This is a genomic window from Streptomyces sp. NPDC002004 (assembly GCF_053593975.1).
In genome coordinates this window covers 1-21366 of the sequence record NZ_JBSFDP010000009.1, presented here as the reverse complement: position 1 = coordinate 21366, position 21366 = coordinate 1, and the positions used below count along the sequence as shown (strand labels likewise).

The following is a 21366-nucleotide window of genomic DNA, read 5'->3' as shown; positions in this document are numbered from 1 at the left end:
TAACGACCGGGTGGGCTTTGCCGTTCCCTTACCAAAGGAATTTCCCCCACCGCGCCCCTCCCCGTGACCAGGGGCGGAGCCCGGAGCCGGGGACGGGGAGCAGCGGGGCGAAGGGGGCCCTACGGCACCACCACGATCTTGCGTCCCGCCCCCGAGGCGAAGCGCTCCAGGGCCTCGGGGTAATCCTCCAGCGGCAGCCGGTCGCTGATGAACACGCCGGGGTCGAGGACTCCGCCCGCGAACAGCTCGGCGGCACGCTCGAAGCTGTGCAGGACGGCCATCGAACCCGTGATGGTGATCTCCTGGTTGTAGATGCGGTACGGGTCGATGGTGACCCGGGTCGCGTAGTCGGCGACGCCGAACTGGAGGAACGTGCCCGCCTTGGCGACCCGTCCCAGCCCGTCCTGGATCGCGGCGGCGTTCCCGGTCGCGTCCACGACGACGTCCCAGCCCTGCGGGCGGTCCAGTTCGTCGGCGCTCACGGCGGATCCGGAGACCCCGAGCTGCCGGGCCGTGGCGAGCCGCTGCGGGTTGACGTCGACGACGTCGACGCTCGCCGCACCCGTGCGCTTGGCCAGTTCGAGCATCATCAGGCCCATGGTCCCGGACCCGTACACGAGGACGTGCGCACCGAGCCGGGCGCGCAGCACGTCGTAGCCGCGCACCGCGCAGGACAGCGGCTCGACGAGGGCGGCGTCCTGGGTGCGGACGTGGTCGGGGAGCTTGACGCAGTTGGCGGCGGGCGCCACCGCGAACTGGGCCGCACCGCCCGCCGTGGTCACGCCGATGGCGGCCCAGCGTTCGCAGAGGTTGTTGTGGCCGCTGCGGCAGTATCGGCACTCGAAGCAGTACAGGGACGGGTCGACGGCCACCCGGTCGCCGACCGCGAGCTCCGTGACGTCACGGCCGCGCTCGACCACGACACCCGCGAACTCGTGCCCGGGCACCACGGGCAGCGTGGGCGCGAACTCGCCCTGGAGGATGTGCAGATCGGTGCCGCACAGGCCGCACGCGGCGACCTCCACGACCACCTCGCGGGGGCCGGGCAGCGGGTCCGGCACCTCGGTGACGATCGCCTTGCCGACGGACTCGATGACGGCGGCCTTCATTTCACGGCTCCCAGAGACAGGCCCTGGACCAGTTTGTCCTGGGCGGCGAACCCCGCGGCGAGCACCGGCAGGGAGATGACGAGGGACGCGGCGCACACCTTCGCAAGGAACAGGCCCTGGCTGGTGATGAAGCCGGTCAGGAACACGGGCGCGGTCTGGGCGACGACACCCGTCAGCACCCGTGCGAAGAGCAGTTCGTTCCAGCTGAAGATGAAGCAGATGAGCGAGGTCGCGGCGATTCCCGGGAGGGCGACCGGCGCCACCACCCGCGCGAGGACCGTCGGCAGCCTCGCGCCGTCCAGCTGTGCGGCCTCGATGAGGGCGACGGGCACCTCGGCGAGGAAGGACTGCATCATCCACACCGCGACCGGCAGGTTCATCGAGGTGTGGAGGAGGACCAGCAGCCAGATGTTGTCGAGCAGGCCGGTGTCCTTGGCGAAGAGGTAGACCGGCAGCAGGCCCGCCACGACCGGCAGCATCTTCGTGGACAGGAAGAAGAACAGGACGTCCGTCCATTTCTTCACGGGCCGGATGGACAGGGCGTACGCCGCGGGGAGGGCCAGCAGCAGGACGCAGAGCGTCGACACCGCGGACGCCACCGTCGAGTTGACCAGCGCGGGCCAGGGGCTCGCGCCACCGCCCGCACCGAAGAAGTCGCGGTAGCCGTCGAGCGTCAGGGAGGCGGCGAGGGACGGCGGGTTGGTCGCCGCGTCCTCCTCGGAGTGGAAGGACGTCAGGACCATCCAGGCGATGGGGAGGAAGAACAGCAGGGCGGCCAGCCAGGCGGCCAGGCCCAGGCCGGCACTGCCGGTTCTGCGGGCTCGTACGGGGATCATGCGCGCGACACCTCCTCGCGGAACAGGGACGACACGATGCGCAGCGCCAGCGTCGCGATGACGATCGAGCCGATGACGACCAGGACGCCGGCCGCCGAGGCGAGTCCGTTCTCGTGCGCCTGGTAGAAGGTCTGGTAGACGGAGTAGGGGAGGTTCGCGGTGCCCAGGCCGCCGGAGGTGATCGTGAAGACGGCGTCGAAGTTCTGCACGATGTAGATCGAGCCGAGCAGGGCGCCGAGCTCCAGATAGCGGCGCAGGTGCGGCAGCGTCAGATGGCGGAAGATCTGCCAGGTGCCCGCGCCGTCCATGCGGGCCGCCTCCAGCAGTTCGGGAGACCGGCTCTGCAGCCCGGCGAGCAGGATCAGCATCATGAAGGGCGTCCACTGCCAGACGAGCGACACCTCGACGGCGAGCAGCGGGGTGTTCGACACCCAGTCCGGCTGAGGGCCGCCGACCCAGTGCAGCAGGCCGTTGAACAGCCCGTACTCCGGGTTGTAGAGCACGTGTTTCCACAGCAGCGCGGAGGCCACGGGCACCAGCAGGAACGGGGCGATGAGCAGCGTGCGGACGAGGCCCCGCCCGCGGAACCTACGGTCCAGGAGCAGGGCGAGCCCGAGGCCGGTCACCAGGCTCGCGCCGACGACGGTGACCGTCAGGAGGATCGTCGTCAGGACCGAGTGCCGCAGGTCCGGATCGGTCAGCACCTGGGTGTAGTTGGCGAGTCCGGTGAACCGGCGGGCGTCCGGGTAGAGGGCGTTCCAGCGGAAGAAGGAGATCACCAGGGTGGCCACGAAGGGCAGTTGCGTCACGGCGATCATGAAGACCAGGGCGGGCAGCAGCGGGGCGCGGGTGGCCCAGGTACGCAGACGTCCCACGGGACGGCGGGCGACGGGGGCGCCGGCGGGCGCGACGGGAGCGGTCGTGGTGGCGGTCATCGTCCCTCGTACTCCTTCGCGACCTTCTCGGCGAGACGCTGGGACTTCCGCAGCGCGGTGGGGACGGACTGGCGTCCGGCGATGGCGGCGCTGATCTCCTGCGAGACCTTGGTGCCCAGGTCGGTGAACTCGGGGATGCCGACGAACTGGATGCCGGGCGCGGGGCGGGGCTGCACTCCCGGGTCGCGCGGGCGTGCGCCCGCGATGGCGGCGCGGGTGACGTCCTCGAACGCGGCGGCCTGCTTGCGGTACGCCGGGTTGGCGTAGGTCGACGCCCGCTTGCCCGCGGGCACGTCGGCCCACCCGACCCGTTCGCCGACCAGCTCCTCGTACTGCTTGCTCGACGCCCAGGAGACGAACTTCCAGGCCTTGTCCGGGTTCCGTGACGCCTTCTGCATGCCCCACGCCCAGGTGTAGAGCCAGCCGGAGCTGCGGGTGCGCTCGACGGGCGCCGGTACGTAGCCGATCTTCCCCCTGACCGGCGAGTGCGCGGACTCCAGGGAACCGGCGGCGGCCGTGGCGTCGTACCACATGGCGGTCTTTCCCTGGGTGAGGTCGTTGAGGCACTCGGCGTATCCGGACTGTGCGGCGCCGGATTCGCCGTGCCGGCGCACCAGGTCCACGTAGAACCGCGTCGCCCGCTCGAACTCGGGCGATGTCAGACGTGCCTTCCAGCCCTTGTCGAACCAGGTTCCGCCGAAGGTGTTCACCACGGTGGTCAGCGGCGCCGCCAGTTCGCCCCAGCCCGGCAGGCCGCGCAGGCAGATGCCCTTCATCCCGGGCCGGGCCCCGTCGGCCCGGGCGGCGAGCCGCGCCACCTGCTGCCAGGTGGGGTGCGCGGGCATCCGCAGGTGCTTCTGGGCGAACACGTCCTTGCGGTACATCAGGAACGACGACTCGCCGTAGAACGGCTCGCCGTAGACCTTGTCGTCGTCGCCGGTGAGCGAAGCCCGGACGGGCGCCAGGACGTCCTGCTGGTCGAAGGCCCGGTCCTTGCGGACGTACGAGTCCATCTCGTGCAGCCACCCGTTGCGGGCGTAGATCGGTATCTCGTAGTTGCTGAGCGTGGCGACGTCGTACTGCCCGGCCTGGTTGGCGAAGTCCTGGCTGATCTTGTCGCGGACGTCGTTCTCGGGGAGGACGGTGAAGTTCACCTTGATGCCGGTCGCCCTGGTGAAGTGCGCGGCCGTGAGCTTCTGCAACTGGATCATCTGCGGGTTGTTGACCATCAGTACGTTGATGGAGTCGCCGCCGGAACCGGTCCCGCCGGCCCCGGCCCAGCAGCCGGAGAGCAGCGGGGCGAGCAGCGTCCCCGCGGCGGCCGCGGCGAGCGAGGCGCGCGGCCTCCGTCGGCTCTGGGTTCGCATGGATCGCTCCTGGGAGTTATCGGGATATAAGGGGATGTGCGGGGCGGCGGCGGGTGTGCGGGAGCGCACCGACGGCCGCCCGGGGTGGGCGTGCTCGGTTCCGTGGGCCTGCGGGAAGCCGTTGTGGACGGTCAGGGGGCGGGGCGGCCGGTCACACGCGGATGACCTGGGGTCCCTGGAGTGCGTACCTGTGGGCCTCGGACGCGGGTAGTCCGGTGCTCGTGACGATCGCCTCCAGCTCGGACACCTGGGCGAACCGGCAGAAGCTCACCGCGCCGAACTTGGTGTGCACGCCCGCGAACACCGTCCGCCGCGAGGCGCGGACCGCCTGCGCCTTCACCTCGCTGACCGCAGGGTCGGGTGTCGTCAGCCCGTGCTCCCGGGTGATGCCATTGGCACCGATGTAGGCGAGGTCGATGACGAACCCGGCCAGCATGCGGGTGGTCCAGTGGTCCACGGTCGCCAGGGTTCCGGCCCGGACCCGGCCGCCGAGCAGCAGCACGGTGATGCTGTCCGCCTGGGCGAGGGCGCCCGCGGCGGCCAGCGATGCGGTGACCACGGTGAGCGGACGGTCCCGGGGCAGCGCCTCGGCGATCAGCTGCGGCGTGAAGCCCTCGTCCACGAAGACCGTCTCCGCGTCCCCGAGCAGGTCGGCAGCGGCGGCGGCGATCCGGCGTTTCTCCGGCACGTGCATGGTGGTGCGGAAGGCGAGCGTCGTCTCGAAGCCGGCGCTCTCCACGGGGTAGGCGCCGCCGTGGGTGCGGCGGATCAGCCCGTGTTCCTCCAGGGCGCGCAGATCGCGGCGGACCGTCTCCTTCGCGACGCCCAGTTCGGTGGCGAGCGCCGCGACGTCGACGGAGCCGGTGCGGCGCGCCGCGTGCACGATCGCCCTGTGTCGTTCCTCGGCGCCCACGGCCTCACCCGCCTTCCGCGTCCCTGCCCGTTCGGGCCCGGTCCGGGCCACTGGGGAAGTTCTACCGGGGGTGCGGGGTCGTGACCAGGTTCGTTGCGGCATCGATACTGCCCGACTGTGCCCGTTTCCCGCGACGGCTGCCCGCCGCGGACCTGGGGTGCGGGCGGGGGACGGGCACGGGGCTGCCCGTTTCCCACCGCGGACGAGCCCGTTCCGTGCCCGTTCGCCGTGGTGGGGCCGGCCCCACGGGGCCCGGCACGCCGACCGGCAGGCCTAGTGCGGCCACAGCGGCGGGTTCGTGCAGAACGGCCCGCCCAGGTGGATGTGGTCCGGGTCGGCCGGTTCCAGTTCGCCCTGTTCGGCCAGGAGCTTCTCGGCGTACGGCTCGGAGTCGTCCTGCGGGTCGTAGCCGAGGGCCCGGGCGGGCGCGAGGTCCCACCACAGTCGGGTGTTGGCGGAGGAACCGGGGACGACCGTGTGGCCGACCCCGTCGGCGGTGAGCGCCGCGTGGAAGAGCCGGGCGGCGTCGCCGGGGGAGAGCCACAGCGACAGCATGCGCACGGTGGTGGGCTCCGGGAGGCAGGAGCCGATGCGGACGGAGACGGTCTCCAGGCCGTACTTGTCCCAGTACAGCTGGGCGAGGTCCTCGCCGAACGCCTTCGACAGGCCGTAGTAGGTGTCGGGGCGGTGCGGCGTGTGCCCGGGGATCAGCGGGTCGTTGCCCTGGGGGCGGGGAGTGAAGCCGATGGCGTGGTTGGAGGAGGCGAAAACGATCCGGCGCACGCCCTCCGCGCGCGCGGCCTCGTAAAGGTGGTACGTCCCGCGGATGTTGGCCTCGATGATCCGGTCGAACGACGACTCCAGGGCGATGCCCGCGAGGTGCAGGATGCCGTCGACGCCCCGGACGGCTTCCCGCAGCGCTGCCGTGTCGGCCAGGTCCGCGGTGATCGCCCCGGGCTCGCCCTCGACCGGCACCATGTCGAGCAGCCGCAGCTCGTAGCCGTACGCGGGCAGCAGCTCCCGCATCATCGTGCCGACTCCGCCGGCGGCGCCGGTGATCAGGAGGGTGCGGGGAGCGGACATGCGGGTCTCCTTGGGGCGTCCGTACGAGGCGGCCGTGTTCATCCAGATAATTCACATGCGTGGACACGCTAAGGAGATCCACATCGTCCGGTCAAGGGGGCATGGAGAGGCAACTCCTCGGCAGGAACTGCGAGAAACCTCCTCAGGGGGAATGGGTCCTTCCGTGTGCGTGTCGCGCGAGCGCGCGCTTGACCGCCTCGCGAGCGTCGGCTTAGCGTGGCGATGTTCAGAAACATGGACAAGAATCAGGAACATGCACGACGAGGGAGAGTCAGTGACGTCAGCCCCGCTCGCCGCCCGACTCCGTGTTCCCAGCGGGCCGCTGTTCTTCCCCGTCACGGCGTACGGCCCGGACGGCGCGGTCGACCTCGACGCCTACCGCACCCATGTGCGCCGCGGAGGCGACGCCGGAGCCGCCGCCGTCTTCGCCTGCTGCGGCACGGGGGAGTTCCACGCCCTCGCGCCCGAGGAGTTCCAGGCGTGCGTACGGGCCGCCGTCGAGGAGACCGCGGGCCGTGTCCCGGTCGTCGCGGGCACCGGGTACGGCACCGCGCTCGCCGTCCGGTTCGCCCGGCTCGCCGAGGAGGCGGGCGCCGACGGGCTGCTCGCAATGCCGCCGTACCTCGTGGTCGCCGGCCAGGAGGGACTGCTGCGGCACTACACCGAGCTCGCCGCCGCCACCTCCCTCGACGTGATCGTCTACCAGCGCGACAACGCCGTGTTCACTCCCGGGACGGTCGTCGAACTGGCCCGCACGGAGGGGGTCATCGGGCTCAAGGACGGCCTCGGCGACCTGGACCTGATGCAGCGCATCGTGAGCGCCGTGCGCGCCGCCGGGCTCGACGACTTCCTGTACTTCAACGGCCTGCCCACCGCCGAACTCACCGGCCTCGCCTACCGCGGCATCGGCGTGACCCTGTACTCCTCCGCCGTGTTCTGCTTCGCACCCGGGATCGCGCTCGCCTTCCACCGGGCCCTCGGCAGCGGCGACGACGCGACCGTGGGCCGCCTCATCGACGGCTTCTACCGTCCGCTCGGCGAACTGCGCGCGCTGGGCCGCGGATACGCCGTCTCGCTCGTCAAGGCCGGCGTACGGCTGAGCGGCCTGGACGTCGGCGAGGTGCGGCCGCCGCTGGAGGAGCCGGCCGAGGAGCACGTCGAGCGGCTCGCCGAACTCGTCGAACGCGGAAACGCCCTCCTCGGGGCGCCCGCCGAGGGCCTCGGGGCATGAAGGCGTCGGCGTTCCTGCCGCGCAGCGACACGGCCCACGACGACCGCAGCACGTGCCCGGACGCCGGGCACGGCATCGCGTGCCCGCCCCGGCCGTCAACTCCGCCTCTCCTCGGGCGGAGTGACGGTCCGTGGGGAAGCGGAAGGGCGATGCCATAACGGACCGTAAGAAATCGGACAGTGTCGCGTCAGGGTCGGACACACTCGTATATCGATCATGCAACGGGCGCCGGAAGGCGCTCGCGCCGGGCTGTGTGATGCGCGTAGACACATGCCATGCGTACATCCCTGAGAGCGGCGGGCGTTGCCGCCGCCGCCTGTGCCCTGGCCGGTGCCGCCCTGCTCGGCACCGGCGCCGCGTCCGCCGGTCCCGCGACCGCCAAGACCACCGCCGAGCCGCAGAACCTCGCCAAGCTCGTCGAGCAGATCGACTCGTACTACGGCGGCAAGAAGAACGCCGACGGCACCTGGTCCGCGTCGTCCGACAGCGCCTACGCGCACGACGTGGCCCGCATCGAGGCCACGGCCAAGCGCCACATCGCGCGTGCCGCCGCCAAGGACCTCAAGCACGGCATGAAGCCGGCGATCGTCCTCGACGTCGACGACACGACCCTGCTCAGCTACGACTACGAGAAGGCCACCAACTTCACGTACTCCACGGCCACGTGGAACGACTACGTGAACAAGGAGAGCCGCGTCGCCGTCTACGGCATCCCCGAGCTGGTCTCCTACGCCCACGACAAGGGCGTCGAGGTCTTCTTCCTCACCGGCATGGACGCCTCGCTGCGCGAGCCGGCCGCCGCCAACCTCAAGAAGGTCGGCATCGACGTCCCCCTCGACGACGAGCACCTGATCCTCAAGGACAAGGTCAACCCGCCGTCGTACCTGGACTCCTGCGCCAAGCCCACCTGGACCTGCACGACGGTGCAGTACAAGGGCGGCACCCGCGCCCACATCGAGTCCGAGGGCTACGACCTGATCGCCAACTTCGGTGACCAGCAGTCCGACCTCGACGGCGGCTACGCCGACCGCACCTACAAGCTCCCCAACCCGATGTACTTCGTGGGCTGACGGCCCGCCCGGCGGCGCTCAGCCCTTGAGCGCCGCCGTCATCATCGCCTTCGCGACCGGGGCCGCCAGGCCGTTGCCGGACACCTCCGAGCGGGCTGCGTCCGACTGCTCCACCATCACGGCGACCGCGACCTCCTTGCCGGTGCCGTCGTCCTTCGCGTACGACGTGAACCACGCGTACGGCGTCTTGCTGTTGTTCTCGCCGTGCTGCGCCGTGCCCGTCTTGCCGCCGACGGTGGCGCCCGGTATCAGTGCGTTCGTACCGGTGCCCTTGCGCACCACCGTCTCCATCGCGGACTGCAGCTGGCCGGCCGTCGACGAGCTCACCAGCCGCTTCGAACCGGCGTCGTCGAAGCTCTGCACCGCATCGCCGTTCCCATCGACGATCTTCGAGACCATATGGGGCGACACCAGCTCACCGCCGTTGGCTATCGCGGCCGACACCATGGCCATTTGCAATGGGGTCGCCGTCACGTCGAACTGCCCGATGCCCGACAGCGCCGTCTGCGCCTTGTCCATCGACGACGGGTACACGCTCGGGTACGCCCGCACCGGCACGTCCAGCTTCGTGTCGTCGAAGCCGAACTTCTCGGCCATCGCCCTGACCTTGTCCTGGCCCAGGTCGACGGCCATCTTGGCGAAGACGTTGTTGCAGGAGTACTGAAGCGCCGTGCGGATGTTCGCGTCCTCGCAGGGGGCTGCCCTGTTCTCGTTGTCCAGGACACGGGTGGTGCCGGGCAGGGTGTACGGGTTCGGGCTCTTCGTCGGCACGTCCACCGACGAGTACATCCCGTCCTCCAGCGCGGCAGCCGCCACCACCAGCTTGAACGTCGAACCGGGCGGCAGGGGCTGCCGCAGTGCACGGTTCACCAGGGGCTTGTCCGGGTTCTTGGCGAGCGCCTGCCAGGCCTTGCTGTCGGAGGCGCCGGAACCGGCGAAGTCCGACGGGTCGTACGACGGCGTGGAGACCATGCCGAGGATCCGGCCCGTCTTCGGGTCGATCGCGACGGCCGCGCCCTTCTGGCCGCCGAGTGCGCGGTACCCCGCCTTCTGCACCGCCGGATCGATGGTGGTCACCACGTCGCCCGGTTCGGTGTGCTTCCCGGTGACCGCGTCGATCGGGTTCTTGAGCTGCGGGTCCGTGCCGTCCAGCTGGTCCTGGTAGATCCCCTCCAGCTGGGTGGCGCCGAACACCTGCGAGCTGTAGCCCGTGACCGGCGCGTACAGCGGGCCGTCCTTGTAGGTGCGCTTGTACGCGAGGTCACTGCCCGTCGTCCGCCGGGAGCCCGTCACCGCGTCTCCGCCCACGATGATGTCGCCGAGCGGGTGCGCGTACTGCTCCATCGTCTTCCGCCGGTTGTGCTTGTCGTCTGCAAGCGCCTCGCCCTTGTAGAACTGCACCCAGGTGGCCCTGCCCAGGAGGGCCAGCACGAGCAGCAGCACGAAGACCGAGGCGCGCCTGATCGTCGTATTCATCCCCCGGACAGACGAACGAGCCCAGCGGAATCGTTCCCATCCGGCCGCATAAGCCCGGTTTTCTCAGGAACCTTTCATACTCCCCGTGGCGGCCCTCCGACGAGCCCGGGCCGGTGTGCCCTGCGATGTTCGGGCTGAGGCTGAGGCTGAGGCTGAGGCGGGGGCTCGGGCGGTGCTGGGGGGGGTGGCCCTGCGACGTCCGGGCAAGTGACGCGTGGGGCCCGTGACGCGTGCGCATGGGCTGGTGACTGAGGTGACTGAGGAGGCTCGGATAACTGGAGTGGCTGTGGTGACCCGTGTCCCGTCACCCATGTCCCGCTACGGGGGGCGTCGGACCGCCGGTCGGAGTCGCCGCACACCCATTGGGGTGACGTTGAACCAGTCACGTATCGACTGCCGCGGGAAGCGCATAGTCGCAGGTCGCAGGCACACCGACGCAGCGATGTGCGCCGTCGCGCCCGGAGTTTTTGCGGGAACTGAATGTTTAGCTAGACCTAAAGGTGGCATCCTTGAGGCAGCGGCAACGTCCGCTGCGGTTACATGAGTTGGGGGTCATATCTTGAGCTTCTTCGCTCGTAGTGAGAGTAACGCCGAGTTAGCCGGCGCTCAGTTGGCGCGCCAGGCCACCGCTTCTCTCGCAGGCTTGTTGGCAGGGCTGGGAAAGACACGTTCGGACCTTGCCAAGGCCATGGGTGTCAGCCCTGGTCGGGTCAGTCAGATCATGTCGGGTGACGCAAACCTGACGGTGCGTACGTTGGCTGCGGCAGCGGAAGCGCTGGGCGCAGACGTTGAGATCAGGTTTTCTCCCCGCAGCCCACACACTGCACAGGGGCCGTCGGTCAGCAGCGGACAGTCATCGCCTTTGCGTGGAAGCGTCATCCCTACGCATCGCTAGCAGCAGGCCGGGCCTCTCGTCCGCCGATCGGACGGCGACGCCACCAGGGGTCGGAACGCCGCTCAGGGGCGGTTGCGGCGGAGGCTGAACCGTCGCTGTTGCTGAGGCACTGCCGAACTGTGGAAGGCATCGTTGGACAGTGCCTTGGTGCGCAGTGTCGCAAGCTCGGCCTGTTCCGTCCGGCGGCCGTGCAGGTAGGCGTACAGCAACAGGTCTCCGCAGCGGTTGCGTGCTTCACCGAAAGCACTGCGGCACTGATACACCTCTTCGTCGGTCGGCTCCCGCGTCCAGGTGATGTGGATCTCGCGGCGGGCCTCATCGGTCTTGGTCTGCACCTCAAGGGCGTTGATCATGGCCTTGTCGGCGGCGTCGAAGAGGTTGGTGACCGTTTTGCTGAGCGTGGGATGTCGGTCCAGCAGGTAGTTCTTGAGCTCGTGAATGAACACCCGGAGCTGTGTCGACTTCTCGAAGCCGTCCATGAACCGGTCGCACCAGTTGCGAGCGTCGAGCTGCATGCGGTACTCGAGCCGTTCCCTGAACCAGGCAATGCCGAGCGTCATGAACTTGACGTAGGGCTGAGTCGTATCGTCCTGCCTCTTGCGCGGCATGGTCGTGACACCGGTGGCCAGGCCCGCGGCGATCGGAGGCAGCTTCGCCAGGTGCGGAAGCGCCAGCCCGGCGGCGATCCCGACTGCGCCTGTCAGGGCGAGGACCAGGAGTGCCAAGGAGGCGGATCTCCAGCTGCCCAGCAGCCGGCCCTTGCCGACGGAATGGCGGGCCAAGCCGATCCACGCAAGGCCGGCGCTGAGGGCGGCCGGTAACGCGTAGGCGGCGAGCCAGTTGTGGTGGTACCAGGTCATGAACGGCCCCAAGTCGTGCATGGACAGGTAGGACCGTCGCAGGCGAGCAGAGAGCGAGCCGGGCTCCCCCTCGGCGTGTGCGCCCAGCCCTCTCGCCGCGGGCCTACAACGAGAGGGCTGCCGCGAGTACCGCAGATGATGTCATCTGCCGTTGCCCTGCGGCATTACTTTGAGCAACAAGTGGCCACCGACTGCGGTGATCCAGCCACTTTGCGCCTCGCAACGGCCATGGCCCTGCCCCGCCGGTCGGCGGGAGCCGCGATCGCCGAAATCGACACGGGGTCCCTGCGGTACCTCGCCGCAGCCGCCTTCCGACGGTCGATCGGCGGGCCGTTCGCCCCGTTCACGTCCATCCGCCCTCACCACCCCGACCGAGGGGCGATGCGCTTCATGAACCCCGCCTCGTACGCCGCGATCACCGCCTGGGTCCGGTCCCGCGTGCCCGTCTTCGCGAGCACCGCCGCCACATGCGTCTTCACGGTCGCCGGACCGACGTCCATCCGGCCCGCGATCTCCGCGTTGGTCAGCCCCGCCGCCATCAGCCTCAGCACCTCGCTCTCCCGTGCGGTCAGGCGCGCCACCCAGGGCGGCACGGCCGTGGAGGCGGGCGCGTACTGGTCCGCCAGGGCCCGCACGGCCGCCGGGAACAGCAGGGTGTCGCTGCGCGCGACCAGCCGTACCGCCTGCACCAGCGCATCCGCTTCGGCCCGCTTGAGGAGGAAGCCGGCGGCGCCGGCGCGCAGCGCCTCGTAGACGTACGCGTCGTTCTCGAAGGTCGTCACGACGACGATGCGCGGGAGGTCCCCGGAGCCGGTCCGGAGGATCTGCTCGGTGGCGCGGATGCCGTCGATCTCCGGCATCCGCACGTCCATCAGCACCACGTCGGGCCGCACCTCCCTCACCACGGACACGGCCTCGGCGCCCGTCGCGGCCTCCCCGACGACCTCGAGCCCCGGCTCGGCGGAGAGGATCGCGCGCAGCGCGCTGCGCACCATCCGCTCGTCGTCGGCGAGGACGATCCGGATGGGGTCCGACGGGGTCCGTCCGGTCCCGTTGGGCACGGTTGTCATGCGGGTCCTTCCCCGGGGGTCGTACCAGTCTTCGGCTTCGTGGTTCTCATGCGGCATGCAGGTCTCCGTGGTTCTCATGCGGCATGCGGGGCCTCCGTGGTGCGCGTCTCGCATGCGGGCCTTCGCGCGTCTCGTGCGACATGCGGGCGTCCTGGTTCTCATGCGGGCCGTGCGGGCCCTGCGGGCTGCACGGGCAGTCGCACGTGCAGTCGCCACACCCCCGTGTCCGGCCCCGCCTCGGCGGTGCCGCCCAGGAGCCGGGCGCGGTCGGCGATGCCGCGCAGGCCGTGGCCGCCGCCCGACCGGCCGGGCGCGGGCCGCTGCTCCCCGGGCAGGGGGTTCTCCGCCACGATGTGCAGGGAGTCGTCCTCGACCGTGATGCGCAGGGTCACGGCGGTGTCGGCCCCCGCGTGCCGCAGCGCGTTGCTCAGCGACTCCTGAACGATCCGGTAGGCCTCCCGGGACACCATCGGAGGCAGCGACCCGGGATCCACGCCGACCGTGTCCTGCACTCGCAGCCCGCTCGCGCGGGTGCGGCGCAACAGGCCGCCGAGATCGGCGGCGAGCGTGGGCGCGGGCGCCGTCGACGAGGCGCCGTCGGCTTCCCGCAGCACACCCAGCACCGCGTCGAGTTCGCCCACGGTGCGCCGCGTGGTGTCCTCGATCGCGGCGAGTGCCTCGCGGACGAAGGCGGGGTCGCTGTCGAGGACGCGCCGGGCCGCGCCCGCCTGGAGCGTGACGGCGCTCAGCGCATGGCCGACCGAGTCGTGGAGCTCGCGGGCGAGCCGGTTGCGCACGGCCAGGTCGGCGGCGCGCTGCTCCGCGGCGGCCAGCCGGTCCGTGGGCGTGGGGCCCAGCAGCACGGGCGCCCAGCGTGCGAGCAGCGCCCCGGCCAGTGCCGCGCACCCGGCGAGCGCCACCAGCATGGCAGCGCCCGCGACCGGCGCCAGGGCCAGCGCCCAGGGCCGCATCAAGGCCGCGGGCAGGCTCATGCGCGAGTCCCGCAGCCCCGGTACCACCGGCAGCGCGATCACGACCGCCGCGAACGGCGGCAGCGCCAGCGACATCCCGCTGAGGATCCCGCCGAACGCGAGGTGCAGCGTGTACCAGGCGGCGGTACGGCCCCGCGCGGCCCGGGTCCGCGCCGGGCCGTCGGCCAGCGCCGCGGCGTCCACGTCGCACAGCGCCCGCACGGCGGCCACCGACATGGGCCGGGTGAGCGGGAACAGGGCGGTGACCGCGGCGAGCGGCAGCCCGACGAGGAAGGCGGCGAACTGCGCCGGCAGCGAGGTGAACCCGCTCCGGCCGCCGGTCAGCAGCCCGATGAGGACCTGGCCGACGAACACGTACGGCATGGCGAGCGCCCCGCCGAGGATCAGATGGATCCAGCGGCGCCGCGCCCGCCGCCCGAACAGGGCGGAGCCGAACCCCCTCACGCCGGTGCGGAGCCGGCGCGGCACCCGGCCGTGGCCGTGCAACTCGCGCGCTCGGCAAAGAAGTACGCGCCGACGGTCCCCCCGAGTATTCCGACGATCATCTGCACAGCGTAGGTGAGGACCATCGCCGCGGAGGGCTGCTTCCCCATCTCGCCGACGCCCAGTGCGGAGACCGCCGTCCAGGCCCCCCAGCAGGCCGCGGCGCCGGTGCCGGCCCAGCCGAGCGCGAGCGGCACCTTGACGGGCCACGCCCGGCCGCGCCGGAAGGCCAGCAGCAGCGCGCCCGCGACGGCGGTGACGAGACAGAGCGCGTGCGTGGCCTCGACCACGGAGAAGTCGCTCGTGCGGGCCTCGGGCCGGGCGCCCAGGCCGGCCGTGCTGCCCAGCGCCCACAGGACGTGCATGGCGACGGGGTACAGCGCGAACAGGGCGGCGGCGACCGCGGTCGCCCGCTGCGCCGCGCCGACCCGGCCGGCCGGCAGCTCCCACACGCGGCCGCGCCACAGGTGCGACCAGCGGTCGCGGGCATACAGGACGAAGAGTGCGCCGAGGGCCAGGCCCTGTGCGATGAAGCCGGTGTACACCACGCCGAAGACCCACTCGGCGAGGAACGGCGACCCGTGCGGTCCCGTCGACGGTCCGCCGCCGCTGCCCTGGACGGCCCGGACCGCCAGCTGCGCCGGAAAGCCGATCATGATCGGCGTCAGCAGGCCCGTCGCGATCCACATGGGCACGGCGAGCAGCCACGCGGGCACCCGCATGCCCCACGGCCGGGTCAGGACCAGTGACAGCAGGATCACGGCGCCGTCCATCAGCACGGTCAGGGAGTTCGCCGCGACCATCATGGCGCGGTGCTCCAGCAGCACGCTGCCGTCCGGTATCCCGAGGTGACTCCCGCCGATCCAGGCGATCTTGAGTGCGAGGTACGGCAGGCAGGAGACGATGGCGACGGCGCGGAGCGCACGGCGCGGCAGGCCGGTGCGGCCCGTCGGGGACGGGGCGGTGCGGTGCGGCGCGGAGGCAGGGGTTTTCGGCATGCCCTCACGGTGCCGCCGCGGGCCCGCCGGGATCCTCGTCCCGTACGACGATCCGCCTCCGCCGGGCGGCGGAGGCGGACTGCCCGAGGACCGTCCACGGGGCCCGCGCGGTGTCCCGGCCGTGTGACGGAGACGCCGAGGGGGCCGGCCGCCGGGGCCCGCAGGGGAGCCGGTGCCCCTTCCGGGTCAGCCCTCCAGGACGAGGACCACCTCGTCGATGTCCTCGCCGCGGGCGTTCGCGTACCCCCTGGTCCGCTCCGTGGGGAGGAACCCGCAGTGCTCCAGCACTCGCAGCGACCCGGCGTTGTCGGCCGCGGCACGGGCTTGGAGGGGGCGCTCGGGGACCTCGGTGAGGAGGGCCCGGAGGGCGGCGGTGGCGATGCCGCGGCCCCAGTGGGCGCGGTCGACCCAGTACGTCACCTCGCGCTCGCCCGGCTCCCCGTACACAGCCGCGCTGCCCACCACGTCGCCGTCCGCCAGGATCGTGCGCAGCACGGCGGACGAGGCCCGGATCCTGGCCCAGTGGGCGTCGAACCGCTCCCGGTCGGCGGGGTCCTCCGGCGTGAACGCGGCCATCCGCAGCGCCTCGGGGTCGTTCATCTGCCGGAAGAACACCGGTAGATCGCTGTCGTGGACCGCACGCAGGGCGATCTCCATCAGAGCCTCCGGGTCGCCAGCGTGAGCCGGTCGCGCGCGTCGAAGAGGGCGTCCTTGACCATCTGCTCGTGGGCGGCTGTCAGCCGCGCCACCGGCACCGAGCAGCTGATCGCGTCCCGGGCCGGTGTGCGGTAGGGGATGGCGACGCCGAAGCAGCGCAGGCCGAGCGTGTTCTCCTCCCGGTCCACGGCGAAGCCCTGCTCGCGCACCTGGTGCAGCTCCTCGATGAGCTTCTCGCGGTCCGTGATCGTGTGCTCGGTCAGCGCGGGCAGCGTCTGCGGCAGCATCCTCCGGACCTGCTCGTCGGTGTACGTGGCGAGCAGCGCCTTGCCGAGCGAGGTGGAGTGCGCGGGCAGCCGGCGCCCCACGCGGGTGAAGGGTCGCAGATAGTGCTGGGACTGGCGGGTCGCGAGGTACACGACGTTCGTGCCGTCGAGGCGCGCCAGATGGATGGTCTCGGTCGTGTCGTCCGAGAGCCGGTCCAGCGTCGGCCGCGCGGCGGCCACGACCTCGTCGCCGTCGATGTACGACGTGCCGACGAGCAGTGCCCGTACGCCGATGCCGTACCGCGTGCCCGTGGCGTCCGTCTCGACCCAGCCGAGTTCGACCAGGGTGCGCAGGAGCATGTACAGGCTGGACTTGGGGTAACCGACGGCCTCCTGGACGGCGGCGAGGGAGTGCATACCGGGGCTGCCGGCGAAGTACTCGAGCAACTCCACCGTCCGCACCGCGGACTTGACCTGCGCGCCGCCGCCCGCCCCGCCGCTCGTCTCGCCTGCCGACATCGCCCTTGACCCCTTCGTTCACGGAGAACTACTGTGCCGAGTCTCCGGCTGTATTCAGCATCAGAGACGGTGTTCAGCATATCGAACAGCCCTGGTGGGTGGCATGGCGTCCGGGCCGACGTCCGGACGTGACGCCCGGACCCGAGGCCCGGGGCCCGTGCCCGGCATCCGGGCCGACGACGGGAGGAATCCGCGGTGGCAGCAGCACCAGTCTGGAGCGTCGACCCCCGTACCGGGAAGCAGCGCGAACAGGTTGCGGTGGAGGCCACACCCGAGGAGGTCGACACTGCCGTGCGGGCCGCGCACGCCGCCCGCGGAGCCCTGGTGGACCGTGCCGTACGCGCCGCCTTCCTGCGCACCGCCGCCGAGCTGCTGGACGGTGCGAGGGACCAGCTCGTGGAGGTCGCCGACGCGGAGACCGTGCTCGGCCCGGTCCGGCTCACCGGCGAACTCGCCCGGACCACCTACCAGTTGCGGGCCTTCGCCGACCTCGTCGACGAGGGCGCCTTCCTCGACGTGGTGATCGACCACCCGAATCCGGCCGCGACCCCGCCCGTCCCCGACCTGCGCCGCTTCAAGGTGCCCCTCGGTGTCGTCGCCGTCTACTCGGCGTCGAACTTCCCCTTCGCCTTCTCCGTCGCCGGCGGCGACACCGCGAGCGCGTTCGCTGCGGGCTGCCCCGTCGTGGTCAAGGCCCACCCCGACCACCCCGCCCTGTCCGAGCTGGTGGCGGTCCTGCTGCGCCGGGCCGCCGCACGGCACGGGATCCCCGAGGGCGTCCTCGGCGTCGTGCACGGCTTCGACTCGGGTGTAGAGCTGGTGCAGCACCCGCTGATCGCCGCGGCCGGCTTCACCGGGTCGGTACGCGGCGGGCGCGCCCTGTTCGAGAGGGCGGCGGCCCGGCCCGCGCCGATCCCCTTCCACGGGGAGCTCGGCTCGCTCAACCCGGTCGTGGTCACCGAGGAGGCGGCGGCCGAGCGCGCCGAGCAGATCGGCGCCGGACTCGCGGGCTCCATGACGCTCGGCATGGGCCAGTTCTGCGTGAAGCCGGGGCTGGTGCTGGCGCCCGCAGGGGAGTCCGGCGACCGGCTGGTGAAGGCACTGACGGACGCGGTCAGCGACACCGAGCCCGGCGTCCTGCTGGACCACCGGATGCGCGCGGCCTTCGTCGTCGGCGTCGCCGAGCGTGCCGAACTGCCCGGCGTCGAGGCGCCGGTGACGCCGGGAGCGGGCGGCGAGCACACCGTCAGCGCGGGCTTCCTGACGGTGCCCGCACGGCACGTCGCGGCCGGTACGCACGAGCTGCTGCTGGAGGAGTGCTTCGGCCCGGTCACCGTCGTCGCACGGTACGAGGACGACGACGAGGTCGCCGCCGTGCTCTCCCGGCTCCCCGGCAACCTCTCCGCGACGGTGCACCTGTCCGGCGACGAGGCCGCGGGCGAGGGGCGCGGCGCGGAGATCCTGGCCGCGCTCACCCCGCTGGCCGGACGCGTCGTGGTCAACGGCTGGCCCACCGGCGTCGCCGTCGCCCCCGCCCAGCACCACGGCGGCCCCTACCCGGCGACCACCTCCACGTCGACCTCCGTCGGCGGCACCGCCGTCGAACGCTGGCTGCGGCCCGTCGCCTACCAGAGCACCCCCGCGGCGCTGCTGCCCCCGGAACTGCGGGACGACAATCCGCTGGGGCTGCCCCGGCGGTTCAACGGGCGCCCGGAGAGCTGAGTGCGTGCCGCGCGGCACCCGCTGGGACACTGACCCCATGGAACTGGAGCTGCCCGAGCTGCCCTTCCTGCTCCGCACCTACGGACCCGACGGGGGCTGGTCGTACGAGGACGGTGTGCTCACCGGGTGGGCGGGTCCGCGCCAGGACCGCTTCGTCCCGCCCACCGGAGAGGCGCTGGACCCGGCGTCCGACGCGCCCCGCCTGCTGGGCGCGCCCACGGGCGACTTCCAGCTGATCGCCCGCGTCACGGTCGGCTTCGCCGCGGCTTTCGACGCCGGGGTGCTCTACGTGCACGTCGGCGAGCGCCGGTGGGCCAAGCTCTGCCTGGAGCGCTCCCCGGACCTGCCCACCGTCTGCACGGTGGTCACCCGGGGCCACTCCGACGACGCGAACTCCTTCGTCGTCGACGGCCCGAGCGTGTGGCTGCGCGTCTCGCGCACGGGGCGTGCGTTCGCCTTCCACGCGTCGACGGACGGGGAGCGGTGGACCTTCGTGCGGATCTTCTCGCTGGGGGAGGGGGAGGAGTCGGCGCAGGCCCTGGTGGGCTTCATGACCCAGTCCCCGGTGGGGGAGGGCTGTGTGGTCACGTACGAGGGCATCCGCTACGAGGACCACTGGCCCAAGGGCCTGCGGGACGGCAGCTGACCCGGGCCTCGGACACCGGGACCCCGTGCGCACCCGGCCCACGCCCCGGCGCCCACCGCACACGGTTCCCCCGTGCACCGGCCGCCTGACCGGGGAATACGCCGCTCCGCTCCTCTGTTCTCCCTCGGAGCGGAGGGTCCCTCCGCAGCCCTACGACACCGTCTGGAGAAAGTCACTCATGCGCGTCGAGATCTGGAGCGACATCGCCTGCCCCTGGTGCTACGTGGGGAAGGCCCGCTTCGAGAAGGCGCTGGCCGCCTTCGCGCACCGGGACGAGGTCGAGGTGGTGCACCGGTCGTTCGAGCTCGACCCGGGGCGCGCCAAGGCCGACACCGCACCCGTGATCCCGATGCTGATGGCGAAGTACGGGATGAGCGAGGAGCAGGCCCGGGCCGGCGAGCGGAACCTGGGCGCCCAGGCTGCGGCCGAGGGGCTGGAGTACCGCACCGAGGGACGCGACCACGGCAACACCTTCGACATGCACCGGCTGCTCCACTTCGCCCGGCAGGAGGGCGGACAGGACGCGCTCATCGGGGTCCTGTACCGGGCGAACTTCGTCGAGGAGCGCTCCGTCTTCGGCGACGACGAACGCCTGGTGGAGCTCGCCGTCGAGGCCGGACTCGACGGCGACGCGGCCCGTGCGGTCCTCGCCGACCCGGACCGCTACGCCGACGCGGTGCGCGCCGACGAGCGCGAGGCCGCAGAACTGGGCGCCAACGGCGTGCCGTTCTTCGTGCTCGACCGCAGGTACGGGGTCTCCGGAGCCCAGCCCGCCGAGGTGTTCACGCAGGCGCTCCAGCAGGCCTGGGGTTCCCGCGCCCCGCTCGGCACGGTCACGGCGGCCACGGATGCCGACGCCGACGCCTGCGGGCCGGACGGGTGTGCCGTACCGCAGCAGTGACACCGGGCCGCAGTCCGGCACCTACGGCGACATCCCAGGTCAGCGGGCATGCATAAGTCATGCTTAGGGAAACCGCGTAAAAATCGGCAATGGACTTCTACTTCCATGGGACGCAGAGTGAGTCCATGGAGACTCTCGAAGGCACTCTCGCCGGCACCGAGTTCGCACCCCGCCCGACCTATCTGAACACGGCGAGCAGCGGGCTGCTCCCCGCCCGCACCGTGCAGGCCATGGGCCGCGCGCTGAGCGCGGCAGCCGCCGGCGAGCCGACGGACATGTTCTCCGACGTGGAGGCCACGCGCGCGGCGTTCGCCCGGCTCGTCGGAGTGCCCGCGCACCGCGTCGCCGCCGGAGCCTCCGTCGCCGTCTACACCGGCCTGATCGCCTCCTCGCTGCCCTCGGGCGCCGAAGTGCTCACCGCGGAGGCCGACTTCAGCTCGCTGGTGAACCCGTTCCACGTCCGGCCCGACCTCAAGGTCCGCTCCGTCCCGCTGGAGCGCGTCGCCGAGTCGGTGCGCCCCGGCACCGACCTGGTCGCCGTCAGCGCCGTGCAGTCGGCGGACGGCCGGATCGCGGACCTGGCGGCGATCCGTGAGGCCGCGCGGGCGCACGGGGCCCGCACGTACATCGACGCGTCGCAGGCCGCCGGCTGGCTGCCGTTCGACGCGGACGCGTACGACTTCTCCGCGGCCGTGGGCTTCAAGTGGCTGCTCTGCCCGCGCGGCGTCGCGTTCTTCGTGGTCCCCGAGGACTTCGGCGGGCTCGCCCCCGTCTTCGCGGGCTGGGTCGCCGGCGAGCGCCCCTGGGACAGCTGCTACGGGCCCGTCGAGGAGCTCGCCCGCTCGGCGCGGCGCTTCGACGAGAGCCCGAGCCTGTTCTCGTACGCCGGTGCCCGGCACTCCCTCGCACTGATCGGGGAGCTGGGCGTGGAGACGGTGCACGCCCACGACGTGGCGCTGGCCGACCGGTTCCGCGCGGGGCTCGCGGAGCTCGGGCGCACCCCCGTGCCCTCGCCCGGCTCGGCCGTCGTCTCCGTGCCGGGACTCGGCTCCCGCCAGCCGGAGCTGGAGCGCGCGGGCATCGCGCTCTCCGACCGGGCCGGTCATCTGCGCGCCGCCTTCCACCTGTACAACTCGGCGGCGGACGTGGACCGGTTGCTGGACGTGCTGTCCCGCTGACGCGGCGCCGCACCCGCGGGGCGTCCGCGCACGCGGCCGGGGGGGGGGCCCGGCCCCGGGGGTGGCGGCCCGGGCGGCGGGGGGGGGGGGGCCCGCGGACCACGGGGGAACCCCCGCCGGCCGGCGAATGCGCGGCCGCGGCCGGGGGGCGCGCGGGCG

Annotated in this window: 20 protein-coding genes; 7 read left to right on the top strand and 13 right to left on the bottom strand. The window is 71.9% G+C overall.

Going from position 1 to position 21366, the window contains the following annotated elements; translation table 11 throughout:
• Nucleotides 1–119 precede the first annotated feature (119 nt).
• The 6 genes from ACWCP6_RS16255 to ACWCP6_RS16230 form a co-directional block, all read right to left on the bottom strand.
• The gene (locus ACWCP6_RS16255) at nucleotides 120–1109 is read right to left on the bottom strand and encodes a zinc-dependent alcohol dehydrogenase family protein (RefSeq protein WP_450933089.1); all 990 of its coding nucleotides are present in this window, start codon (nucleotides 1107–1109) and stop codon (nucleotides 120–122) included.
• Nucleotides 1106–1945 carry a carbohydrate ABC transporter permease gene (locus ACWCP6_RS16250; RefSeq protein ID WP_450933088.1) on the bottom strand — a complete coding sequence of 280 codons (840 nt, stop codon included), beginning with the start codon at nucleotides 1943–1945 and terminating at the stop codon, nucleotides 1106–1108. The genes ACWCP6_RS16255 and ACWCP6_RS16250 overlap by 4 nt, the downstream gene beginning before the upstream one ends.
• The gene (locus ACWCP6_RS16245; protein ID WP_450933087.1) at nucleotides 1942–2880 is read right to left on the bottom strand and encodes a carbohydrate ABC transporter permease; all 939 of its coding nucleotides are present in this window, start codon (nucleotides 2878–2880) and stop codon (nucleotides 1942–1944) included. Before ACWCP6_RS16245 ends, ACWCP6_RS16250 begins: the two co-directional genes overlap by 4 nt.
• Nucleotides 2877–4247, bottom strand: a complete 1371-nt coding sequence (locus tag ACWCP6_RS16240; RefSeq protein WP_450933086.1) for an ABC transporter substrate-binding protein — start codon at nucleotides 4245–4247, stop codon at nucleotides 2877–2879. The genes ACWCP6_RS16245 and ACWCP6_RS16240 overlap by 4 nt, the downstream gene beginning before the upstream one ends.
• Before the next feature lie 151 nt (nucleotides 4248–4398).
• Nucleotides 4399–5160 carry a DeoR/GlpR family DNA-binding transcription regulator gene (locus tag ACWCP6_RS16235; protein WP_450933085.1) on the bottom strand — a complete coding sequence of 254 codons (762 nt, stop codon included), beginning with the start codon at nucleotides 5158–5160 and terminating at the stop codon, nucleotides 4399–4401.
• 273 nt (nucleotides 5161–5433) lie between these two features.
• Nucleotides 5434–6243 (bottom strand): NAD-dependent epimerase/dehydratase family protein, encoded by an 810-nt coding sequence (locus ACWCP6_RS16230; protein ID WP_450933084.1) that lies wholly within the window; start codon nucleotides 6241–6243, stop codon nucleotides 5434–5436.
• A 274-nt stretch (nucleotides 6244–6517) separates the two neighbouring features.
• Between ACWCP6_RS16230 and ACWCP6_RS16225 the strand changes: the two genes are divergently transcribed.
• The gene (locus ACWCP6_RS16225) at nucleotides 6518–7474 is read left to right on the top strand and encodes a 5-dehydro-4-deoxyglucarate dehydratase (protein ID WP_450933083.1); all 957 of its coding nucleotides are present in this window, start codon (nucleotides 6518–6520) and stop codon (nucleotides 7472–7474) included.
• Between the two features lie 275 nt (nucleotides 7475–7749).
• Entirely contained in the window at nucleotides 7750–8544 is a 795-nt protein-coding gene (locus ACWCP6_RS16220) for an HAD family acid phosphatase (RefSeq protein WP_450933082.1), read from the top strand.
• 18 nt (nucleotides 8545–8562) lie between these two features.
• Here the strand turns inward: ACWCP6_RS16220 and ACWCP6_RS16215 are convergent, their stop codons facing one another.
• Entirely contained in the window at nucleotides 8563–10020 is a 1458-nt protein-coding gene (locus tag ACWCP6_RS16215) for a peptidoglycan D,D-transpeptidase FtsI family protein (RefSeq protein WP_450933081.1), read from the bottom strand.
• 559 nt (nucleotides 10021–10579) lie between these two features.
• Between ACWCP6_RS16215 and ACWCP6_RS16210 the strand changes: the two genes are divergently transcribed.
• Nucleotides 10580–10915, top strand: coding sequence for a helix-turn-helix domain-containing protein (locus ACWCP6_RS16210; RefSeq protein WP_450933080.1), 336 nt, complete (start codon nucleotides 10580–10582; stop codon nucleotides 10913–10915).
• A gap of 62 nt (nucleotides 10916–10977) precedes the next feature.
• On the opposite strand, the gene ACWCP6_RS16205 is transcribed toward ACWCP6_RS16210, so the two are convergent.
• From ACWCP6_RS16205 to ACWCP6_RS16180, 6 genes are all read right to left on the bottom strand, one after another.
• Nucleotides 10978–11775 (bottom strand): hypothetical protein, encoded by a 798-nt coding sequence (locus ACWCP6_RS16205; RefSeq protein ID WP_450933079.1) that lies wholly within the window; start codon nucleotides 11773–11775, stop codon nucleotides 10978–10980.
• A 359-nt stretch (nucleotides 11776–12134) separates the two neighbouring features.
• Nucleotides 12135–12845, bottom strand: coding sequence for a response regulator transcription factor (locus tag ACWCP6_RS16200; protein WP_450933078.1), 711 nt, complete (start codon nucleotides 12843–12845; stop codon nucleotides 12135–12137).
• Between the two features lie 158 nt (nucleotides 12846–13003).
• The gene (locus ACWCP6_RS16195) at nucleotides 13004–14281 is read right to left on the bottom strand and encodes a sensor histidine kinase (RefSeq protein WP_450933077.1); all 1278 of its coding nucleotides are present in this window, start codon (nucleotides 14279–14281) and stop codon (nucleotides 13004–13006) included.
• Nucleotides 14278–15318, bottom strand: coding sequence for a hypothetical protein (locus ACWCP6_RS16190; RefSeq protein ID WP_450933076.1), 1041 nt, complete (start codon nucleotides 15316–15318; stop codon nucleotides 14278–14280). Before ACWCP6_RS16190 ends, ACWCP6_RS16195 begins: the two co-directional genes overlap by 4 nt.
• A 186-nt stretch (nucleotides 15319–15504) precedes the next feature.
• Entirely contained in the window at nucleotides 15505–15975 is a 471-nt protein-coding gene (locus ACWCP6_RS16185; protein ID WP_450933075.1) for a GNAT family N-acetyltransferase, read from the bottom strand.
• Complete coding sequence (locus ACWCP6_RS16180) at nucleotides 15975–16760, bottom strand: IclR family transcriptional regulator (RefSeq protein WP_450933074.1); 786 nt, start codon at nucleotides 16758–16760, stop codon at nucleotides 15975–15977. The genes ACWCP6_RS16185 and ACWCP6_RS16180 overlap by 1 nt, the downstream gene beginning before the upstream one ends.
• Nucleotides 16761–16955: 195 nt before the next feature.
• Here ACWCP6_RS16180 and ACWCP6_RS16175 point away from each other — a divergent pair, with 195 nt between their 5' ends.
• The 4 genes from ACWCP6_RS16175 to ACWCP6_RS16160 all read left to right on the top strand — a co-directional run bounded on the left by ACWCP6_RS16175 (nucleotide 16956) and on the right by ACWCP6_RS16160 (nucleotide 21207).
• Complete coding sequence (locus tag ACWCP6_RS16175) at nucleotides 16956–18482, top strand: aldehyde dehydrogenase (NADP(+)) (protein ID WP_450933073.1); 1527 nt, start codon at nucleotides 16956–16958, stop codon at nucleotides 18480–18482.
• 37 nt (nucleotides 18483–18519) lie between these two features.
• Nucleotides 18520–19128, top strand: coding sequence for a DUF1349 domain-containing protein (locus tag ACWCP6_RS16170; protein WP_450933072.1), 609 nt, complete (start codon nucleotides 18520–18522; stop codon nucleotides 19126–19128).
• 178 nt (nucleotides 19129–19306) lie between these two features.
• Entirely contained in the window at nucleotides 19307–20029 is a 723-nt protein-coding gene (locus ACWCP6_RS16165) for a DsbA family oxidoreductase (protein ID WP_450933071.1), read from the top strand.
• Between the two features lie 125 nt (nucleotides 20030–20154).
• The gene (locus ACWCP6_RS16160; RefSeq protein ID WP_450933070.1) at nucleotides 20155–21207 is read left to right on the top strand and encodes an aminotransferase class V-fold PLP-dependent enzyme; all 1053 of its coding nucleotides are present in this window, start codon (nucleotides 20155–20157) and stop codon (nucleotides 21205–21207) included.
• Nucleotides 21208–21366: the final 159 nt, after the last annotated feature.

What these genes read in the sequence shown, in the direction of transcription:
- ACWCP6_RS16160 (WP_450933070.1), top strand. Translation starts at nt 20,155, where the DNA reads ATGGAGACTCTCGAAGGCACTCTCGCCGGCACCGAGTTCGCACCCCGC.
- ACWCP6_RS16215 (WP_450933081.1), bottom strand. Translation starts at nt 10,020, where the DNA reads ATGAATACGACGATCAGGCGCGCCTCGGTCTTCGTGCTGCTGCTCGTG.
- ACWCP6_RS16185 (WP_450933075.1), bottom strand. Translation starts at nt 15,975, where the DNA reads ATGGAGATCGCCCTGCGTGCGGTCCACGACAGCGATCTACCGGTGTTC.
- ACWCP6_RS16230 (WP_450933084.1), bottom strand. Translation starts at nt 6,243, where the DNA reads ATGTCCGCTCCCCGCACCCTCCTGATCACCGGCGCCGCCGGCGGAGTC.
- ACWCP6_RS16170 (WP_450933072.1), top strand. Translation starts at nt 18,520, where the DNA reads ATGGAACTGGAGCTGCCCGAGCTGCCCTTCCTGCTCCGCACCTACGGA.
- ACWCP6_RS16200 (WP_450933078.1), bottom strand. Translation starts at nt 12,845, where the DNA reads ATGACAACCGTGCCCAACGGGACCGGACGGACCCCGTCGGACCCCATC.
- ACWCP6_RS16205 (WP_450933079.1), bottom strand. Translation starts at nt 11,775, where the DNA reads ATGACCTGGTACCACCACAACTGGCTCGCCGCCTACGCGTTACCGGCC.
- ACWCP6_RS16240 (WP_450933086.1), bottom strand. Translation starts at nt 4,247, where the DNA reads ATGCGAACCCAGAGCCGACGGAGGCCGCGCGCCTCGCTCGCCGCGGCC.
- ACWCP6_RS16250 (WP_450933088.1), bottom strand. Translation starts at nt 1,945, where the DNA reads ATGATCCCCGTACGAGCCCGCAGAACCGGCAGTGCCGGCCTGGGCCTG.
- ACWCP6_RS16245 (WP_450933087.1), bottom strand. Translation starts at nt 2,880, where the DNA reads ATGACCGCCACCACGACCGCTCCCGTCGCGCCCGCCGGCGCCCCCGTC.
- ACWCP6_RS16180 (WP_450933074.1), bottom strand. Translation starts at nt 16,760, where the DNA reads ATGTCGGCAGGCGAGACGAGCGGCGGGGCGGGCGGCGGCGCGCAGGTC.
- ACWCP6_RS16165 (WP_450933071.1), top strand. Translation starts at nt 19,307, where the DNA reads ATGCGCGTCGAGATCTGGAGCGACATCGCCTGCCCCTGGTGCTACGTG.
- ACWCP6_RS16190 (WP_450933076.1), bottom strand. Translation starts at nt 15,318, where the DNA reads ATGCCGAAAACCCCTGCCTCCGCGCCGCACCGCACCGCCCCGTCCCCG.
- ACWCP6_RS16220 (WP_450933082.1), top strand. Translation starts at nt 7,750, where the DNA reads ATGCGTACATCCCTGAGAGCGGCGGGCGTTGCCGCCGCCGCCTGTGCC.
- ACWCP6_RS16255 (WP_450933089.1), bottom strand. Translation starts at nt 1,109, where the DNA reads ATGAAGGCCGCCGTCATCGAGTCCGTCGGCAAGGCGATCGTCACCGAG.